Raw genomic sequence first — 19154 nt, forward strand, 5'->3', positions numbered from 1 at the left:
CGTCCCGCCCAAGAAGCCGGCGTATGGTAGCGGCCGGGCTGTATCTGCTGTGCCTGTTGCTGCCGCTGTCACTGGCTCAGTCGGCCTCGGCCGGCAGCTTGCCGGATTTTACCGAACTGGTTGAAGACAACTCTTCGGCCGTGGTCAACATCAGCACCACGACGGAGCCAAAGGCGGGGCAGAATCGCTCCCGTGGTCTGCCGTTCGATGAACGCCAGCTTGAGCAGTTGCCTGATTTCTTCAGGGACTTTTTCGGTGGCCCCCAGTCGCCTTTCGGGGGAGGTCCCGGGGGTTCAGCCCCTCGTCAGTCCATGGGGTCCGGGTTTATCGTTTCCAGTGACGGCTATGTACTGACCAACAACCACGTTGTGGAAGGCGCGGATGAGATCATTGTGCGGCTGAACGACCGCCGGGAATTGCCGGCGAAACTGGTGGGAACCGATCCGCGTTCGGACATGGCGGTGCTGAAAATTGAAAACGAAAAGGACCTGCCCGTCGTTCAGGTGGGAAGTTCCAAAGAGCTGAAAGTGGGCGAGTGGGTATTGGCCATCGGCTCTCCCTTCGGTTTTGATTATACGGTGACTGCCGGCATAGTGAGTGCCATCGGCCGTTCCCTGCCGTCTGAAAACTATGTTCCGTTCATCCAGACCGATGTGGCAATCAACCCCGGCAATTCCGGCGGACCCTTGTTCAACCTTGACGGTGAGGTTGTCGGCATCAATTCCCAGATCTATACCCGCTCCGGTGGTTTTATGGGGGTATCGTTTGCCATTCCCATCGATGACGCCATGAACGTATTCCGGCAGCTCAGGGACAAGGGAACGGTTTCCCGTGGCTGGCTTGGTGTGTTGATCCAGGAAGTGAACCGGGATCTGGCGGAGTCTTTCGGCCTGAAACGTCCACGTGGTGCTCTCGTTGCGGAGGTGATGTCAGGCTCACCGGCGGAAGAGGCAGGGCTCAAAGCCGGCGATATCGTGCTTGAATATGACGGCGAGGATATAATCCTGTCATCTGATCTGCCGCCTATGGTTGGCCGCACGCCTATCGGCGAAACCGCCACCCTGGAGATCATGCGGGAAGGCAAGCAGATCAGCCTGGACGTTGAAATCGGCAAGCTGCCGGAGGAAGGTCAGGAGCGTGCATCCGCACCGGCCTCCGGGGACAGCGGTCCGTCATCCGCGCCATTGGGGATGACCGTTGAACCTCTTCCCGACGACGTCAGGGACTCGCTGGGGGTTTCCGGCGGTGTGTTGGTGTCGGATATCGCGCAGGGGCCTGCGATGGATGCCGGCATCCGTCCGCGGGATGTGATCACCGAGCTTAACCGTCGTCCCATCAACTCTGTCGAGGATTTCCGGGAAACGGTCGCGTCATTGCCGGAGGACAGTGCGGTATCGGTTCGTGTTGTACGGCAGGGGCGGGCTATTTACCTGGTCATGAAACCCTGAGGAAAGACAAAATGCCCCGCTGGTTGTCGGTTAAAGGACAACCAGCGGGGCATTTTGTTATAGTCCGGCAAATAATCAGATAAATGGCCATGGACCGGACCTGCCCGAATGGTGAACAAAAAGGATCTTCCTCTCCGGAAACTGCTTCAGCCCCGTTACTCATGGGCGGCATGGTTGTTATTGGTTGCCTCTCTTGCGGCAACGGTATTGTTGTGGCAGGTGTCCATTCGCCTGGTTGATGATCGCACTGAAGCACGTTTCAAAACCCAGTCACTGCAGCTTAAAACCGCTATTGAAGAGCGGCTGCTGAACTATGAACAAGTGCTGGCCGGCAGTGCTGGCCTGTTCGCTGTTGCCGGCGACGTCACCAGGGAAGACTGGCGCGAATACATCGACAGTGTCGATATAAACCGCTATTACCCCGGCCTCCAGGGGATCGGTTATATCAGGAAAATTGGTGTTCGCCAGATGGCGGAACATATCGCATCGGTGCGACGGAATGGCGTTCACAACTATCTGGTTGCGCCATTGGGCACCGGGCCGTATTACTACCCGATGGTGTACCTGGAGCCGGGTACCGAAAGAAATCGTAAGGCGCTGGGTTACGATGCGTTCAGCGATCCGGTCCATCGCCGTGCCATGGTGCGCGCCAGGGACCATGCCGAGCCCAGGGTAACTGGCAAGGTGGTGCTGGTACAGGAAGAAGTGGCTGAAGACCAGGCGGGTTTTTTGATGTACTACCCGGTCTTTTAGGGTGGTGCTGTGCCGGAAAGCCGGGTGGAGCGCCAGATGATGCTGGCAGGCTACGTCTTCAGCGCATTCAGGATGAATCATCTGCTGGATGGCATCGTCGGTCTGATCTCTCCGTTTCTGGATGTGAAGCTCTACGACAACGGCGAAATCTCCCGGGATTCACTGATGTACGGCTCCAATCTTGGCTCCCTGGACGAGAACTTCAGTTTTGAAATGAGCCAGACGATTACCCATGGTGGCCGGGACTGGCTGCTACAGACCCGTTCCACACCGGCCTTTGATTTTCTTGCGTCTGACCCGCGCCCGCCTATTGTCCTCGGGTCCGGCATTCTGATCAGCCTGCTGATGTTCCTGTTCGTCCTTGCCATGATCCGCAGCCGTATCCAGGCGCAGTTCAGCGCTGGCCGCTATCGCGCTATCACCGAAGGGGCTGCCAATGTCACTCTGGTGCTGGAACCCAGCGGCAATCCCCGTTACGCGAGCCCGTCCAGTCGTGACATTCTCGGTTTTGATCCGGAACAGGTTTACCGCCTGGATCTCAACTCTCTCGTTCATGCAGAAGACCGACCCCAGTTGAAGGCCGGTTTTGACGAGGCGATCAAATCGCCTGGCAAACAGATTCCGGTTACCCGTGCCCGCATACGGGATTCGGAAGGGCAATGGCGGGACATGGAGGGCACCTGCACAGCCATGCTCAACGTACCGGGTGTAAATGGCGTGGTTGTCAGTCTGCGCGACCTGACCCAGCTCAAGGCGGCGGAGTCGGAACTTCATCGGCTGGCATTCTACGACCCCCTGACAGGTCTGGCCAACCGGCAGCTGTTCAAGGATCGCCTGAACAATGTGGTGCGCCGTAGCCGCCGCAGCGAAGAGCCTGCCGCCCTTATGTTCCTGGATCTGGATGGTTTCAAGCGCATCAACGATACCCTTGGTCATGATAGCGGCGATGAGCTTCTGAAGCAGGTGTCCCAGTGGCTGACGGGATGTGTAAGGGAAGACGACTCGGTTGCCAGGCTGGGCGGAGATGAATTTGTCGTGCTGTTGTCACGTATCAGTGGTCCGGATGCCGCTGGCAAGGTTGCCGAGACCATCCTCCGGCGCCTGTGTCAGCGCATTCGCCTGAATGATCATGAAGTGGGCATTACAGTCAGTATCGGTATCACCATGATTCCCTGCGACAGCCAGGATCCGGGCACCCTTATGAAATACGCGGACCTTGCCATGTATCGGGCCAAGGAGTTGGGGCGAAATACCTATCAGTTCTTTACTCCCGCAATGAACATCAAGGCAGCCCGGCGCCTGCTGCAGCAGGAGGAACTGGCAGCGGCACTGGATAATGACCGCTTTGTGCTCCATTACCAGCCCAAGATCAACCTGGAGAGTGAAAGGGTGATCGGGGTTGAGGCTTTCCTGCGGTGGCACCATCCGGAAAAGGGACTGGTCAGCGCCCAGCAGTTTATCTCCCTGGCAGAGGAAACCGGGCTGATTGTCCGCCTCGGTGAAATGGCGCTGCGCCAGGCCTGCATCCAGGTGCAGGCGCTCGAGCGTGCCGGATTCGAATCGCTGAAAATGGCGGTTAACCTGTCGGTGCGTCAGCTGACAGATCCCGGTTTTCTGGACATGATGCGCCAGGTGATCACCGAAACCGGCGTGTCGCCGGAGTGCCTGGAACTGGAGATGCCGGCGGAGCTGCTGAACGAGGATCCCCGCATGCTCAGGGAACGTCTGGTGTCCCTGCACGATATGGGTGTCTGTCTGATCCTGGATGATTTCGGAACCGGTTCCTGCTCGCTGGTTGCCCTGCAACAGCTGCCGCTGGATGTGATCAAGATTGACCACCGCTTCATCCGCGACATCCCCTACAACGTCAGCGCAACGGATGTGGCTTCGGCTGTTATTGCACTGGCGCGAAAATTACACCTCACCGTTGTTGCCGAAGGAGTGGAAACTCCCCAGCAGCTGAGCTTTCTCAAAAGCGCCGGCTGCGCCCAGTGCCAGGGCAACCTGTTCAGCTATCCGCTGGACGAGGATGCCCTCATTGGCTTCCTGATTCGCCAATATGAGCACCCGCTAACTTCCTGATCATGGCAATGGTGACCGGTAACCGGTAAAATCACGCGGTCGCCGGATTCCGGCAACGGCCCATCCGGGCTCAATCCTTCGTATTTTTATGAGTATTCATTGTCTGTGACTGAACTGAGCCGAATCCGAAATTTTTCGATCATCGCCCACATTGACCACGGTAAATCCACTCTGGCAGATCGCTTTATCCAGATCTGCGGCGGCCTCACGGAACGTGAGATGGCCGAGCAGGTGCTTGATTCCATGGACCTGGAGCGCGAGCGCGGCATAACCATCAAGGCCCAGAGTGTGACGCTGAACTACACGGCCCGGGATGGTAAAGAATACAAACTGAACTTTATCGATACCCCCGGCCACGTGGATTTCTCTTACGAAGTGTCGCGATCGCTCTACGCCTGCGAAGGCGCGCTACTGGTGGTGGATGCCGGCCAGGGTGTTGAGGCACAGTCCGTGGCCAACTGCTACACCGCCATTGAGCAGGGCCTGGAAGTGGTTCCGGTGCTGAACAAGATGGATCTTCCTCAGGCAGAGCCCGAGCGAGTCGCACAGGAAATCGAGGATATCATCGGTATTGCCGCCACCGAGGCGGTTCGGTGCAGTGCCAAGAGCGGCATTGGTGTAGAAGATGTACTGGAAGACCTGATCGCCAGGATTCCGCCACCCAAGGGCGATCGCAGTGCTCCCCTGCAGGCGCTGATTATCGACTCCTGGTTTGACAATTACCTGGGTGTTGTTTCCCTCGTGCGAGTGACCGAGGGCACGCTGAAAAAGGGCGACAAGATTGTCATAAAGTCCACCGGCAAGGCCTGGAATGCCGACAAGGTGGGCATTTTCAATCCCAAACCCAAAGATACGGATATTCTGGAAGCCGGGGATGTCGGCTTCGTGGTGGCCGGGATCAAGGACATCCATGGAGCGCCAGTGGGCGACACCATCGTGCAGCAGAAAGGCTCGGACGATATTCCGATGCTGCCCGGTTTCAAGAAAGTGAAGCCCCAGGTCTACGCTGGCCTGTTTCCGGTCAGTGCCGATGACTACAACGATTTCCGTGATGCGCTGGAAAAACTGACCCTGAACGATGCCTCGCTGTTTTTCGAGCCGGAAAGCTCGGATGCGCTGGGCTTCGGTTTCCGTTGTGGCTTCCTCGGCATGCTCCACATGGAAATTGTTCAGGAGCGTCTGGAGCGTGAATACGACATTGACCTGATTACCACTGCGCCAACGGTAATCTATGAAGTCGTTACCAAACAGGGTGAGACGCTGTCGGTGGACAACCCTTCCAGTCTTCCGGATATTGGTTCCATAGAGGAAATGCGTGAGCCGATCGTGGAGGCCAGCATCCTGGTACCCCAGGAACACCTGGGCAATGTCATCAAGCTCTGTGAGGAAAAGCGCGGCATCCAGAAAAACATGCACTTCATGTCGACCCAGGTGCAGGTGACCTACGAACTGCCGATGGCGGAAGTGGTTCTGGACTTTTTCGACCGGATCAAGTCTGCCAGCCGGGGCTTTGCCTCGCTCGACTACCAGTTCGTGCGTTTCCAGACTGCGAACCTGGTGAGGCTGGACGTGCTGATCAATGCGGAGCGCGTGGATGCGCTGGCGCTGATTGTGCATAAGGATCAGGCCCACTATAAGGGGCGCGCCCTGGTCGAGAAAATGAAAGAGCTGATCCCGCGGCAGATGTTTGATATTGCCATTCAGGCGGCCATCGGGAACCAGGTGGTATCGCGGGTCACCGTCAAGGCGCTTCGCAAGAACGTCACCGCCAAGTGTTATGGCGGCGATGTCAGCCGCAAGAAAAAACTGCTGCAGAAGCAGAAAGAAGGTAAAAAACGCATGAAGCAGCTGGGCAATGTTGAAGTGCCTCAGGAAGCGTTCCTTGCCGTACTGAAAGTGGATAACTAAAAGGCACCTGAATGGATATTGATTTTCCCCTGGTTCTGGTAGTTCTGACGTTTGTAACCGGGCTGATCTGGCTGTTGGACAGGCTCTTTCTCCGCAAACGCCGGCTGGAAGCGGCCGGGTTGGAGCCGGGGAAGGTCGAGGGCGGTAAAGAGCCGAAGGAACCTTACCTGGTTGATCTCAGCCGATCGTTCTTCCCGGTTCTGGCGGTAGTACTGGTACTGCGTTCATTCCTGGTGGAGCCGTTTCAGATTCCTTCCGGCTCCATGTTGCCCACCCTGGAGGTCGGGGACTTTATTCTGGTCAACAAGTACGCCTACGGCCTGAGGCTGCCGGTTGCCGGCACCAAGATTCTGGAAGTGGATGACCCGGAACGGGGCGATGTCATTGTTTTCCGTTATCCGGACGATGGCAGTACCAATTACATCAAGCGGGTTGTGGGCCTTCCCGGCGACTATGTCCGCTATCAGGACCGCAAGCTGTTCATTAATGGCGAGGAAGTCGAGACCCGCTTTATTGCACGATTGCCGCCGGTAGAGCTGTGGCGTGAAACCCTCGGTGATACAACACATGATCTGTTGCTGACCATCGGGCGTTCCGGCCGCTCAGGTGAGGGAGAATGGCTGGTGCCGGAAGGCGAGTATTTCGTAATGGGTGACAACCGCGATAACAGCAATGACAGCCGTTACTGGGGTACGGTTCCGGATGAGATGGTGGTCGGCAAGGCATTTGCGATCTGGATGCACTGGCAGTCGCTGACCAGCCTGCCGTCTTTCGATCGTGTGGGTGGCATAGAATAAATGCAGTGTAATTCAGGGGTGTCTTTATAATGAAGAAAAACAGTTTTTCATCCATGCGGCAGCAGGCAGGTGCCTCGTCACTGGTGATCCTGATCATGGTGCTCTTCTTCGGTGGCCTGCTGACACTGGTGATCAAGCTTGGGCCGGCGTATCTGGATGATATTACCATCCAGGAAGCACTGGAAAGCCTGGATGGCACCGAGGATCTCTCTACCATGGGGCCGCCCCAGGTCAGAAGTCTTATCAACAAGCGACTGAGTGTCAACAATGTGAGAGGCTTTGACGCCAAGAACATCACTGTTGAGAAAAACGGCGAGTTCGTGGTTATCAATGTGGATTACGAAGTCCGCAACAACCTTTTCCGCAATGTGGATACGGTTATCCACTTCCAACACGAGTATGAGATGAAGGGCAAGTGAGTTCGCAACCGGATCTGGAGCAGTTACAACAGCGCATTGGTTATCGGTTCAAGGCTCCAGAGCGTCTGCTGCTGGCCCTTACCCATCGCAGTTATGGTAACCAGAACAATGAGCGCCTGGAATTTCTGGGTGATTCCATTGTCAATATGGTTATAGCCGAATATCTGTACCTGCACTTCGAGAAGGCCAGGGAGGGGCAGTTGAGCCGTCTGCGCGCACGGATGGTCAAGGGGGTCACACTGGCGGAAATCGGTCGCGAATTCGAGCTGGGAAAATACCTTCGTCTGGGTTCCGGGGAGTTGAAAAGCGGTGGGTTCCGCCGGGAGTCGATTCTTGCGGATGCCGTCGAATCCATTATCGGCGCTATTTACCTGGACAGTGATTTCCATACCTGCCGGGAGCAGGTCCTGCGCTGGTTCGACGTGCGCCTGAAGCAGCTCGATCTGCAGGATACCCAGAAAGATCCGAAAACCCGGCTGCAGGAATATTTACAGTCGCGGCAGTTTCCACTGCCGCTCTATGACGTCATTTCCGTGGATGGTGAAGCCCACGCCCAGACGTTCCATGTTTCCTGTGCTCTGCCGTCGCTGGACCGGAAAACGACCGGTACCGGCAACAGCCGCCGGATTGCCGAGCAGCAGGCCGCCCGCAATGCCCTCAAGCAACTGGGCGTGGAGAATGATTGATGAATGATGTAACCCGTCCAGAAAACCCTGACAGCCGTTGTGGCTTTGTGGCGATTGTTGGCCGCCCCAACGTGGGCAAGTCTACATTGCTGAACCATATACTTGGCCAGAAGCTGAGCATTACCTCCCGCAAGCCCCAGACCACGCGTCATCAGGTTCTGGGGATCAAGACCGAAGGCCCGGTACAGGCCATTTACGTGGATACGCCGGGCATGCACGAGGAAGAGCCTCGTGCCATCAACCGGTACATGAACAAGGCGGCCACCTCGGCACTGAAGGGCGTTGACGTGGCGGTGTTTGTGGTTGACCAGATGGCCTGGACCACCGCCGACGAGATGGTGCTGGAAAAACTGGGCAGCCTGAAATGTCCGGTGATTCTGGCAGTGAACAAGGTCGACCGCATCGAGAATCGTGAAGCGCTGCTGCCTCATCTGGACATGCTGTCAAGAAAGCGGGATTTTGCCGAAATTATCCCGCTGTCGGCCCTGAAAGGCATGAACCTGGCACCTCTGGAAGAAGCTGTGGCTCGTTTCCTGCCCCAGAGCGTTCACTTCTATCCGGACGATCAGATCACCGATCGCAGCGAGCGGTTTATGGCCTCCGAGATGGTGCGGGAGAAAATCACCCGGCAACTGGGAGCTGAGCTGCCCTATTCGGTTGCGGTGGAGATCGAGGAATTTCGCAAGGATGGCAAAACCCTGCACATTTCCGCGTTGATTCTGGTGGAGCGCGAAGGCCAGAAGAAAATCATGATTGGCGACAAGGGCGAGCGTCTGCGCCGTATTGGCCAGGAAGCCCGGGCTGATATGGAGCGCCTGTTCGACAGTAAGGTCATGCTGAGACTCTGGGTCAAGGTCAAGCGAGGCTGGGCTGACAGTGACCGGGCACTGAAAAGTCTTGGTATGAACGACTTCTGAGGCCTTTATGACAGGCCCAGCACATCAGGAGCCGGCGTACGTCCTCCACCGCCGGCCGTGGCGGGAAACCAGCCTGATGGTGGATATTTTCTCACTCAATGCCGGCCGGATAACCATTATTGCCCGCGGCGGCAATAGTGCAAAAAGCCCGTTGAAGGCACAACTGCAGCCTTTCCAGCCATTGCTGCTGGACTGGACCGGCCGCAGTGACCTGAAGACACTGACCCAGGCGGAAGTCCGTGGCGGGCCGGTGCTGAAACACACTCTGGCCCTGTACAGCGGGCTTTACGTGAACGAACTGTTGCAGCGCCTGTTGCCTCTGGCTGATCCACATCCCCAGCTTTTTGCCTCCTACATCGACGTGATTGCCGAGCTGTCTGCAGCCAGTGATATCGAGCCGGTACTGCGGCATTTCGAACAGTCCCTGGCGGCAGAACTGGGTTATGACTTCGCGTGGGATATGGCTACCGACACCGGTTCTATGGTCGAGACCAATGGGCATTATTGCTATGATCCCGAGCAGGGGATTCTGGCCATGCCTTCAGCTGGCGCCAGGCTTCAGAACCTTTCCGGTGCCACCCTTCTGGCCCTGGCTGCCGGTAACCTGGAGTCAATAGAATGCCGGCGTGTCGCCAAGCGGGTAACCCGTGTCCTGGTGGATTACCTTCTTCAGGGCCGGCCTCTCAACAGCCGAAGCCTGTTCAGTCATCATCGAGGAGATCGCAATGAATCCTAGCCTGACAAATCCCAGAGTGCTGCTGGGCGTCAATATCGACCATGTCGCAACACTGCGCCAGGCCAGGGGCACGCGCTATCCGGATCCGGTTCAGGCTGCCATTCTTGCGGAAGAGGCGGGTGCCGACGGCATTACCATTCATCCCCGGGAGGACCGTCGTCACATCCAGGACCGGGATGTACTTCTGCTCAAGGAAATCCTGACCACCAAGATGAATCTGGAAATGGCGGTTACCGACGCCATGCTGGCTTTTGCTGAACAGGTGCGCCCGGAGTGCGTGTGCCTGGTACCTGAAAAGCGTGAAGAGCTGACGACAGAAGGCGGGCTTGACGTGGATGGCCAAGAAGCCCGTGTCGCCAGGGCTTGTGAGCGGTTGACCAGGATCGGCGCGGAAGTATCCCTGTTTATCGACCCTGACATCGCGCAGATTGATGCCGCGGTCCGATGTGGCGCGCCGGTAGTGGAACTTCACACGGGGGAATACGCCGAAGCCGATACCCCGCAAGCGGAAGACGCCGCATTCGCTACTCTGGTGACAGCCGTTGAGCATGCCCGCAAAAGAGGGCTGATCGTGAATGCAGGCCATGGTCTGCATTATCACAACACTGAGCGGGTGGCTGCCATCGGGGGTATCAATGAGCTCAACATCGGCCATGCCATCATTGCGCGGGCCGTCTTCTCTGGTCTCAAGGAGGCGGTCAGGGATATGAAGGCCATCCTGGCTGGCGCCCGCGGCTGATTGGCCGCCACCAACAGGGTCAATCCGCAGCGGCCTGCTGGTTATGCTGGCGGAACAGTTGCTGCCAGTCTGTCTGTTCACTCCAGGCTTGCAGGCGTTCCATGGCGGCAAGCAGCTGATCTTTCAGATACTCAGCATCCGGTGCGGTGCGCTTCAGCGCCGTTTCCAGCTGGCTTGCGGCGCCGCGCAGTTCCGGTACCCCGCAGTAGCGGGTCGCACCATGCAGTTTGTGTACGCATTCCAGTAACTCCTCCCGCTCTCCGTTGTCCCAGAGCTGGTTCACACGGTCCAGGTCGATACGGATCTGTTCAACCAGCATGCTGAACAATTCCTCTGCCAGGTCTGCTTTACCGGCGGCTAACTGAATACTTTCAGTGACGCTGATACAGTCCGGTTGTCTGTTGCGGGTAGATGGCCGCGGGGCTCGCCGGGTATCGCGAATCTCAGGCATCGGCGGGTAGCCGCTTTCTGTTCCCCCATCGCAGCTATAACCGGTGTAGTCGTAAATGATGTCAACCAGCTGGCTGTTACTGATCGGCTTGGCAAGATACCCGTCGAAGCCCTGGCCAACCAGCCGATCATGCTCTTCTGCCAGGGCATGGGCGGTCAGGGCGATGATGCGGGTGCGGCGGCTGTTACCATCCAGGGCCCTCAGTCTTTCGGTGGTTTCAACGCCATCCATGCCCGGCATCTGCAGGTCCATGAACACCAGATCAAATGACTTCTGTCGAGCCTTGCTGAGAGCTTCGAAGCCGCTGCTGGCGCCCTCGGCTTCAATCAGACAATCCTTTAACAGGGTCAGTACCAGTTTCAGGTTGGCATCATTGTCATCCACAGCCAGTACCCGTGGCACCCTGGCGGATGGTTTTGCCGTCTCTCGTGCTGCAGCCGGGGAATGGAGCTGTCGTTGTCCGCTACTGATGCCGTGGACCAGCAAAAGCAGCTCGTCGTACAGGGCGTCACGGCGCACCGGTTTGGTGAGATGGCCGCTGGCCAGACCCGAGAGCGGTGTGTCATGGGTGTCCAGGGTGGGAGTCAGCAGAAGCGTACGGCAGTCTCTTTCCAGTTCGAGGATCCGTACCAGCGAACAGTACTGGCTTGAGTTGAGCAGATGACGGGTTATACCCAGCAGCGCAACAGCATAGCCGGACTGCGCTTTCTGGGCCTCCTCGATCTGTTCCTGCATAACGCCCGGAGATGAAACCCTGTCCACCGTCATGCCCCATTCCCGCAGCATGTGCTCAACTGCCAGGCCGGTAGTCTTCTGTTGTTCCAGGTAGATCACCCGTTCTCCGCGCAGGGCATCTTTGGGCGCAATAGCCTCGCCGGCGGATGACAGCTCTGAGGTGAGAGTAAACCAGAAGGTGGAACCCTTGCCGAGTTCGCTTTCCAGGCCTATCTTGCCGCCCATCTCCTCAACCAGGCGTTTGGAGATGGCCAGGCCAAGTCCGGTGCCGCCGTATTGCCTGGCGGTAGAGGCATCCGCCTGGCTGAAGGCATTGAACAGGGACTGTTGTTGGGCGCGGGACAACCCGACACCGGAGTCGGTAATGCTCAGCCGAAGGGTGATCCGGTTGTCTTCTTTGTCTTCCTCTTCAAGGCTGGCGCGCAAAACCACTTCACCGGTCTGGGTAAACTTGATGGCGTTGTTCACCAGGTTGGTGATTACCTGCTTCACCCGGAGCGGGTCGCCCATGATGTTGTCGGGGACATCGTTATAAACCAGTGGTACCAGGTCCAGATTCTTGCTGTGGGCTGCCGGGGCAAGCATGACCATGACTTCTTCGACAATGTCCCGGAGCTGGAACGGAATGCGGTCCAGAATCAGCTTGCCGGCCTCGATCTTGGAGAAGTCCAGGATGTCGTTGATGATAGTCAGCAGGATTTCCGAGGACTTGCGGATGGTGCTCAGGTGGTCCCGTTGCTGCCGGGGCAGGGGGCTTTTCAGCAGGAGCTCGGTAAAGCCGATAATGCCGTTCAGCGGTGTGCGGATCTCATGGGACATGTTGGCCAGGAATTCCGACTTGATGCGGCTGGCTTCGAGCGCTTCCTTGCGGGCAAAATCCAGCTCGATATTCTGGATTTCGATGGTTTCCAGGGTTTCCCGCAGGTCTTCCGTGGCCTGGTCAACGTTTTGTTGCATTTCCGCCTGGGCTTTGCTCAGCTCTCCGGCCATTTCGTTAAGCCCGGATTCCAGTTGCTCGAATTCCGGGCCGGCGCCGGTGTGGACACGGGTATCCAGCTTGCCTTCCTTGAGCCTCGCAACAGCTTCATTGAGTTCAAAAACCGGGTCTGTAAACGCGCGGCTCAGGCGCAGTGCGATAGCCAGACTCAGAAGAACCCCGCCAAGAACCAGAAGTAATGAAATCAGCAGCGCCTTGTAGGTTTCCTTCTCGGTGCGAATATGGGACATCTCCACCGAGACCCAGCCAATCGGCTTCTTGTTACCATTACCCGCCTCCGGTCGGGAGCCCGGCTCGAGCGTGCTTTGACTCATCAGGTCCCGCAGGTAAACCGGAGTGACGAACACGGTGCTGTCCGGTCTGTTGATCTGTCGGGGGTCCTCGCCGTTCAGGGCTTCTTTGCCGACGTCGTCGGAGCTGCCGGGGCCGGTGTGAAGAATCCGGTCGTGCTCGCCGTCAAAGAAGGTAATGGAGCGCACGTCCTGTTCTTCCAGAAGTGCATTGGAAAGGCTGCTCAGGAGGCTGCGATTGGCAGTAAAAAGGCCATACTCGGAGCCGGCGGATAATTGCCGCGAGAGAGATTCGCCCCGGTCTTTCAGCAGGTTTTCAATATTGGTGACCCAGCTGTAGGTAAAGAAAAGTCCCAGCAACAGTGTGGTCACAAGGGTGGGGACGAGTGTCACCACAAGTACTTTTTTGCGTATGCCCCAGCGCCGCATAACTAATTCCCGATAGACTTCGCAGGCCGGATATCCGGCATTCCTCCCTGTCAGAATAGACGACCCCATCCAGTCTGGCCGCGATGGAACTCCCGGATATAGCCCGCAGTCATGGAGATAGCGAGAAGCTGTATTGGGAGACAGCGGGTATTCCGCGTATCATGCAAATCCGGAGTGTATCACACGCTTGTGTTGCTGGCGTTAATGGCTGGCCGCGGGTTGCGGAAGATTTGAGGAAGGTAAAAGCATGCATTTCCCGACCATAGAAGACTACGTAGGGCATACGCCCCTGGTAAGATTGCAACGGCTTCCGGGTGAGACCAGCAACGTGATTCTGGCAAAGCTGGAGGGCAACAATCCGGCGGGTTCAGTGAAAGACCGTCCGGCTATCAGCATGATTCAGGAAGCGGAGCGGCGCGGCGAAATCAGGCCGGGTGATACGCTGATCGAGGCAACCAGTGGCAATACCGGTATTGCCCTGGCAATGGCGGCGGCCATCAAGGGCTATCGGATGGTTCTGATCATGCCTGCAAATGCCAGCGAGGAGCGCCGGGCCTCCATGCGGGCCTATGGCGCCGAGATCGTCAATGTCACTAAAGAGGAAGGTATGGAAACTGCCCGTGACCGGGCTCAGCAAATGGAGGCGGAAGGCAGGGGCAAGGTGCTGGACCAGTTTGCCAATCAGGACAACCCACTGGCGCACTACCGCACCACGGGTCCTGAAATCTGGGAGCAGACCGGCGGCAGCATTACCCATTTTGTCAGTTCCATGGGCACCACCGGCACCATTATGGGTGTTTCCAGGTATCTCAAGGAACGTAACCCGGGCGTTGAGATTGTGGGGCTGCAGCCGCAAGAAGGCGCCTCCATACCAGGGATCCGGCGCTGGCCGGAACCCTACCTGCCCAAAATCTATGAAGCCTCCCGTGTCGACACGGTGCTGGATATCGGCCAACAGGAGGCCGAAGACACCATGCGGACACTGGCCAGTAAGGAAGGTATCTTCTGCGGTGTGTCTTCCGGTGGATCCATTGCCGCTGCACTGAAATTGTCGGCCCAGGTTGAAAACGCGGTGATCGTGGCCATTATCTGTGACCGTGGCGACCGCTACCTGTCTACTGGCGTGTTTCCAGGCGCCTGAATGTATCAAGACCAGATCCCAACAAGAGACGCCCTATGAGCAGAAGACGCAGGAAAGTCCTGCCCACCGAGCCGGTGCGCTGTGTTATTGAAACCCTCAGTCACGATGGCCGTGGCATCGCCCGGGACAATGGCAAGACCCAGTTCGTTGACGGCGCGCTGCCCGGTGAGACGGTGATGGCAAAGGTGGTCAGCTCCCGCAGCAGGTTTGACGAGCTGCGGGCGGTCGAGGTGGTGAATGCCGCTGATGCCCGGATCACGCCACCCTGCGAGTTCGCGGACCTGTGCGGAGGCTGCAGTCTGCAGCACATGGACAGTGATGCCCAGATCCGGTTCAAGGAAGACACATTGCGGGAACACTTTGCCCATTTCGGGGGCATTGAGCCGCAGGAATGGGTCCCCCCGATGCGCTCACCTGCGCTCGGTTACCGTCGCAAGGCGAGGCTGGGGGTGAAATATGTCCCTGCACGGGAATCGGTACTGGTCGGCTTCCGCGAGAAGCGCAACAGCTTTCTGACTGACATTGACCGGTGTGTGGTTCTTGATCCGCGTATTGGTGAGTGCATCACCCCACTGCGGGAAATGCTTCATGGCCTGGAAGCCTATCGCCGCATTCCCCAGGTGGAAGTGGCCTGTGGAGATCAGGAGGCGGCCATGGTTTTCCGCAACATGGATCCGTTGAGTGAGGCAGACACTGCAGCGCTGATCCGTTTCGGTCAGGACCATCAATTGCATATCTACCTGCAGCCGAAAGGGCCGGACACGGTTTACAGGATCTGGCCCGAGTCTGGTGAAGAGCGGTTGTCCTATTACATGGAAGAGTTCGACCTGACCATGAAATTTCATCCCATGGATTTTACCCAGGTCAATGCAGGGATCAATCGCACCATGGTACACAGGGCAGTGGAGTGGCTGGACATCCAGCCCGGTGAGCGAGTACTGGACCTTTTCTGCGGGCTGGGGAATTTTACCCTGCCGCTGGCACGTGGTGCTGCGCAGGTCGTCGGTGTTGAAGGTGATGAGTCCATGGTGGTTCGGGGCCGGGAAAATGCGGAACTCAACGGGTTATCGAATGTCGCATTCCACGGCGCTGACCTGCAGGCTGATTTCACTGCGCAGCCGTGGGCAGCTGAAGGGTTCGACAAAATTCTGATCGATCCGCCCCGCTCCGGGGCCCAGGAGGTGTGCGAATACCTGACCGCTTTCGGGGCAAGGCGAATTGTGTATGTATCCTGTAACCCTGCCACTCTGGCCAGGGATGCGGGGGCCATGGTGCGCAACGGTTACCGTCTGGTGAGGTCGGGGGTTATGGACATGTTTCCCCATACCACGCACGTTGAGTCCATGGCAATGTTCGAGCGCGTGGATAACTGATCAATCTCGGTGCCGGTCACGGATGGCCGGGTAAGCGACCAGGAAGAATAAGAGCGATATGGTAAAAGTTCGCGAAGATTATGCAGTGACGGGCGACGGTCAGGTCGACATCGAACGCTGGGTTCGCCAGATCGAGTCACAGACTCACCTGGAAAATGCCGAACAGTTCCGGCGGGCCTGCGAAAAAGCCGCAGCGATCGATTTCCAGGCTGTGCGTGAAGACCGGGTGTGGGCCCCCGGCGCCAGCAGCTTCCGCACCGGTATAGAAATGGCCCAGGTGCTGGTGGAATTGCACCTGGACCAGGCCAGCCTTGTCGCTGCGATTCTTTACCGGGCCGTGCGGGAAGAGCGCATCCCCCTGGAGGAAATCCGCAAAGAGTTCGGTGAGGAAGTGGCCGGGCTGATTGACGGCGTGCAGCAGATGGCAGCCATATCCTCCATCCATCATCCGCTCAAGGGCAATGTGCTTGGCCAGACCGAAGGCCAGCTCGACAATGTCCGCAAGATGCTCGTCACCATGATTGACGATGTCCGGGTAGCGTTGATCAAGCTTGCCGAACGGACCTGCGCCATCCGTGCGGTGAAAAATGCGCCCGAAGAAAAACGCATGCGCGTAGCTCGCGAGGTTTTTGACATCTACGCACCGCTGGCGCACCGCCTGGGTATCGGCCATATCAAGTGGGAGCTGGAAGACCTGTCTTTTCGCTACCTTCATGAATCGGCGTATAAAAAGATTGCCAGGCTTCTGGACGAGAAGCGCCTGGACCGCGAAAGTTACATCAAGCGTGTGATTACCTCCCTCAAGGATGAGTTGAGTGCTTCCGGCATCGAGGGGGAACTGGCGGGACGCGCCAAGCACATCTACAGCATCTGGCGGAAGATGCGCCGCAAGGGTATCGATTTCTCCCAGGTCTATGATGTGCGCGCGGTGCGGATACTGGTTCCGGCTGTGCGTGACTGCTACGCCGCACTGGGCATTGTGCATACGCTGTGGCGCCATATCCCCAACGAATTCGATGATTACATTGCCAATCCCAAGGAAAACGGCTACCAGTCCCTCCACACTGCTGTGATCGGTCCCGAAGGCAAGGTGATGGAAGTGCAGATCCGTACCCATGCCATGCATGAGGAGGCCGAGCTGGGTGTGTGTGCCCACTGGCTGTACAAGGGTATGGACAAGGGCAACCGCTCGGTGGGTTATAATGCCAAGATCAACTGGCTGCGGCAGGTCCTGGAATGGCAGGAAGAGCTCGGTGACCTGTCCGGGCTGGCGGATCATCTCAAATCGGATATCGCTTCGGACCGTGTGTATGTGTTTACCCCGGAAGGCCATGTCGTGGATCTTCCACAGGGCGCCACGCCGGTTGATTTTGCCTACCGGGTACACACCGAAATCGGCCATGCCTGCCGTGGCGCCAAGGTCAACAACCGCATCGTACCGTTGATCTATCCACTGAAAACCGGGGATCAGGTTTCCATCCTTACCTCCAATACCCAGGCGCCAAGCCGTGACTGGCTTAACCCCAGTCTGGGCTATATCCAGACCTCGCGCGCTCGCGCGAAAGTGACCCACTGGTTCAAACAGCAGGACCGCGACCGCAATATCACTGATGGCCGCGCGATCCTGGAAGATGAGTTCAGGCGGCTGTCACTTTTTGGCGTCGACTTCGATGAACTGGCCGGAAAGGTCAATTATCAGGAGGCGGATGATATGTTTGCGGCAGTGGGAGCGGGCGACCTCCGTCCCACCCATGTGGCCAACATCGCCCAGCAGATGCTGGAGCCGAAATCCGAGCAACTGAACCTGAAGCTCAGCGGACTGAGGCGCCAGCCCTACGACACCGAAGCGGATATCCAGATCCGCGGTGTCGGCAAACTCAAGACCCAGGTGGCGAAGTGTTGCAAACCACTGCCCGGTGATCCAATCGGTGGCTACATCACCGTTGGCCGTGGCGTGACGGTGCACCGGCAGGACTGCATCACTTTCCTCAATCTCAGGGAAAAGGAGCCCAACCGCATTATCGAGGTGAGTTGGGGCGGGCGGCCCGTTGCCGTTTATCCAGTGGATATCGAGATCGACGCGTACGATCGTTCCGGGCTGTTGCGGGACATCACGCAGGTGCTGTCCTCGTCCAAAAGTGATGTCCTGTCACTGAACACCAGGTCCAATAAGGACGAGAACACCGCTACCATGATAGTGACGGTGGAAATTTCCAGCCTTGATCAATTGGCAAAGCTGCTGGCCCAGATTCGTAACCTGCCCAACATCATCGAAGTCAGGCGCAAGCGCTCATGAGCTATACTATCGACGATCTGAAAACCCTGATGGCGCGGCTGAGGGATCCGGATACCGGGTGCCCCTGGGATACCCGTCAGACCTTCAGAACCATTGTGCCCCATACCCTGGAAGAAGCCTACGAGGTTGCTGACGCCATCGACCGGGAGGACTATCCGCACTTGGAAGATGAGCTTGGTGATCTGTTGTTCCAGGTGATTTTTTACAGTCAGATGGGGAAAGAGCAGAGCCATTTCGATTTCGACTCGGTGGTGGATAACCTGGTGCACAAACTGGTCCGGCGCCATCCCCACGTGTTTCCGGATGGCACGCTGGAGAGTCGGATTGATCCGGATAATCGCCCCGGAGAAGCTGAAATCAAGGCCAGCTGGGAACGTATCAAGGCGGAAGAAAGGGCCGCGAAACCGGAGATGCCGGCAGACTCCGGGCCTGCCGGCCGGCTGGATGGTATTGCCCGCACACTCCCTGCAATGGTGCGTGCTGAGAAACTTCAGCGCAGGGCGGCCAATCACGGCTTTGACTGGCAGGATGTGGAACCGGTGTTCGACAAACTCCATGAAGAGCTTGATGAGCTCAAGGAAGCCTGGTATGCCGCGCGATCCGGGGCAGGTCCGGTAGACGCGGTGGAGGATGAACTGGGGGATCTGCTGTTTGTCTGCGTTAACCTGGCACGCTTTATGAAGGTCAATCCCGAGCAGGCCCTCAATAGCACCAACCATAAATTTGAAACGCGATTCCGTGCTATCGAGGAACACCTGGAACGCGAAGGCCGTGATCTGGACAGTGAATCGCTGGAGGCGCTGGACGCTGTCTGGCAAATCGTCAAAGGGGTTGAAAAGCAGCGAAAAAAGTAACGGATAAGTACAATCCGTTACCAATATTTCCGCCCCCGGTGCGGTTGCTTCGTCTACACTTCCGCCTACGGAAGCACACTTCGTGTGCGTATCGTGGGCCACC

The 19154-nt window shown here is 57.5% G+C and carries 15 protein-coding genes; 14 read left to right on the top strand and 1 reads right to left on the bottom strand.

Annotated features, from left to right (window positions below):
• The first annotated feature begins 23 nt into the window (after window positions 1-23).
• The 10 genes from DIT72_RS11200 (at window position 24) to pdxJ (ending at window position 10485) form a co-directional block, all read left to right on the top strand.
• On the top strand, window positions 24-1448 hold the full coding sequence (locus DIT72_RS11200; RefSeq protein WP_135955491.1) for a DegQ family serine endoprotease: 1425 nt from the start codon (window positions 24-26) through the stop codon (window positions 1446-1448).
• A gap of 108 nt (window positions 1449-1556) precedes the next feature.
• Window positions 1557-2201, top strand: coding sequence for a CHASE domain-containing protein (locus DIT72_RS18430; RefSeq protein WP_228260791.1), 645 nt, complete (start codon window positions 1557-1559; stop codon window positions 2199-2201).
• Window positions 2202-2210: 9 nt separating this feature from the next.
• The gene (locus tag DIT72_RS11205; protein WP_228260792.1) at window positions 2211-4283 is read left to right on the top strand and encodes a bifunctional diguanylate cyclase/phosphodiesterase; all 2073 of its coding nucleotides are present in this window, start codon (window positions 2211-2213) and stop codon (window positions 4281-4283) included.
• A 105-nt stretch (window positions 4284-4388) separates the two neighbouring features.
• Window positions 4389-6191: a translation elongation factor 4 gene (lepA, locus tag DIT72_RS11210; RefSeq protein WP_135955329.1), complete on the top strand. Its 1803-nt coding sequence runs from the start codon at window positions 4389-4391 to the stop codon at window positions 6189-6191.
• 11 nt (window positions 6192-6202) lie between these two features.
• Window positions 6203-6988, top strand: coding sequence for a signal peptidase I (gene lepB / locus DIT72_RS11215; protein WP_135955330.1), 786 nt, complete (start codon window positions 6203-6205; stop codon window positions 6986-6988).
• A gap of 29 nt (window positions 6989-7017) precedes the next feature.
• Window positions 7018-7407: a DUF4845 domain-containing protein gene (locus tag DIT72_RS11220; RefSeq protein WP_135955331.1), complete on the top strand. Its 390-nt coding sequence runs from the start codon at window positions 7018-7020 to the stop codon at window positions 7405-7407.
• Complete coding sequence (gene rnc / locus DIT72_RS11225) at window positions 7404-8093, top strand: ribonuclease III (RefSeq protein WP_135955332.1); 690 nt, start codon at window positions 7404-7406, stop codon at window positions 8091-8093. Before DIT72_RS11220 ends, rnc begins: the two co-directional genes overlap by 4 nt.
• Window positions 8093-9010 carry a GTPase Era gene (gene era / locus DIT72_RS11230; protein WP_135955333.1) on the top strand — a complete coding sequence of 306 codons (918 nt, stop codon included), beginning with the start codon at window positions 8093-8095 and terminating at the stop codon, window positions 9008-9010. Before rnc ends, era begins: the two co-directional genes overlap by 1 nt.
• 7 nt (window positions 9011-9017) lie before the next feature.
• Window positions 9018-9746, top strand: a complete 729-nt coding sequence (gene recO / locus DIT72_RS11235; RefSeq protein WP_135955334.1) for a DNA repair protein RecO — start codon at window positions 9018-9020, stop codon at window positions 9744-9746.
• Entirely contained in the window at window positions 9736-10485 is a 750-nt protein-coding gene (gene pdxJ / locus DIT72_RS11240) for a pyridoxine 5'-phosphate synthase (protein ID WP_135955335.1), read from the top strand. Before recO ends, pdxJ begins: the two co-directional genes overlap by 11 nt.
• Before the next feature lie 19 nt (window positions 10486-10504).
• On the opposite strand, the gene DIT72_RS11245 is transcribed toward pdxJ, so the two are convergent.
• Entirely contained in the window at window positions 10505-13387 is a 2883-nt protein-coding gene (locus DIT72_RS11245; protein WP_135955336.1) for an ATP-binding protein, read from the bottom strand.
• A gap of 247 nt (window positions 13388-13634) precedes the next feature.
• Here DIT72_RS11245 and cysM point away from each other — a divergent pair, with 247 nt between their 5' ends.
• Genes cysM through mazG form a run of 4 tightly spaced genes read left to right on the top strand, consistent with a single transcriptional unit; the run spans window position 13635 to window position 19051 of the window.
• Window positions 13635-14528, top strand: a complete 894-nt coding sequence (cysM, locus tag DIT72_RS11250; protein ID WP_135955337.1) for a cysteine synthase CysM — start codon at window positions 13635-13637, stop codon at window positions 14526-14528.
• Between the two features lie 35 nt (window positions 14529-14563).
• A complete protein-coding gene (rlmD, locus tag DIT72_RS11255; RefSeq protein ID WP_135955338.1) occupies window positions 14564-15901 on the top strand; it encodes a 23S rRNA (uracil(1939)-C(5))-methyltransferase RlmD in 1338 nt (445 codons plus the stop codon).
• Between the two features lie 58 nt (window positions 15902-15959).
• Complete coding sequence (gene relA / locus DIT72_RS11260) at window positions 15960-18197, top strand: GTP diphosphokinase (protein ID WP_135955339.1); 2238 nt, start codon at window positions 15960-15962, stop codon at window positions 18195-18197.
• Complete coding sequence (mazG, locus tag DIT72_RS11265; RefSeq protein ID WP_135955340.1) at window positions 18194-19051, top strand: nucleoside triphosphate pyrophosphohydrolase; 858 nt, start codon at window positions 18194-18196, stop codon at window positions 19049-19051. Before relA ends, mazG begins: the two co-directional genes overlap by 4 nt.
• The last annotated feature ends 103 nt before the right edge of the window (window positions 19052-19154 follow it).

This window comes from Marinobacter orientalis, from assembly GCF_004792665.1.
Taxonomy (GTDB): Bacteria; Pseudomonadota; Gammaproteobacteria; order Pseudomonadales; family Oleiphilaceae; genus Marinobacter; species Marinobacter orientalis.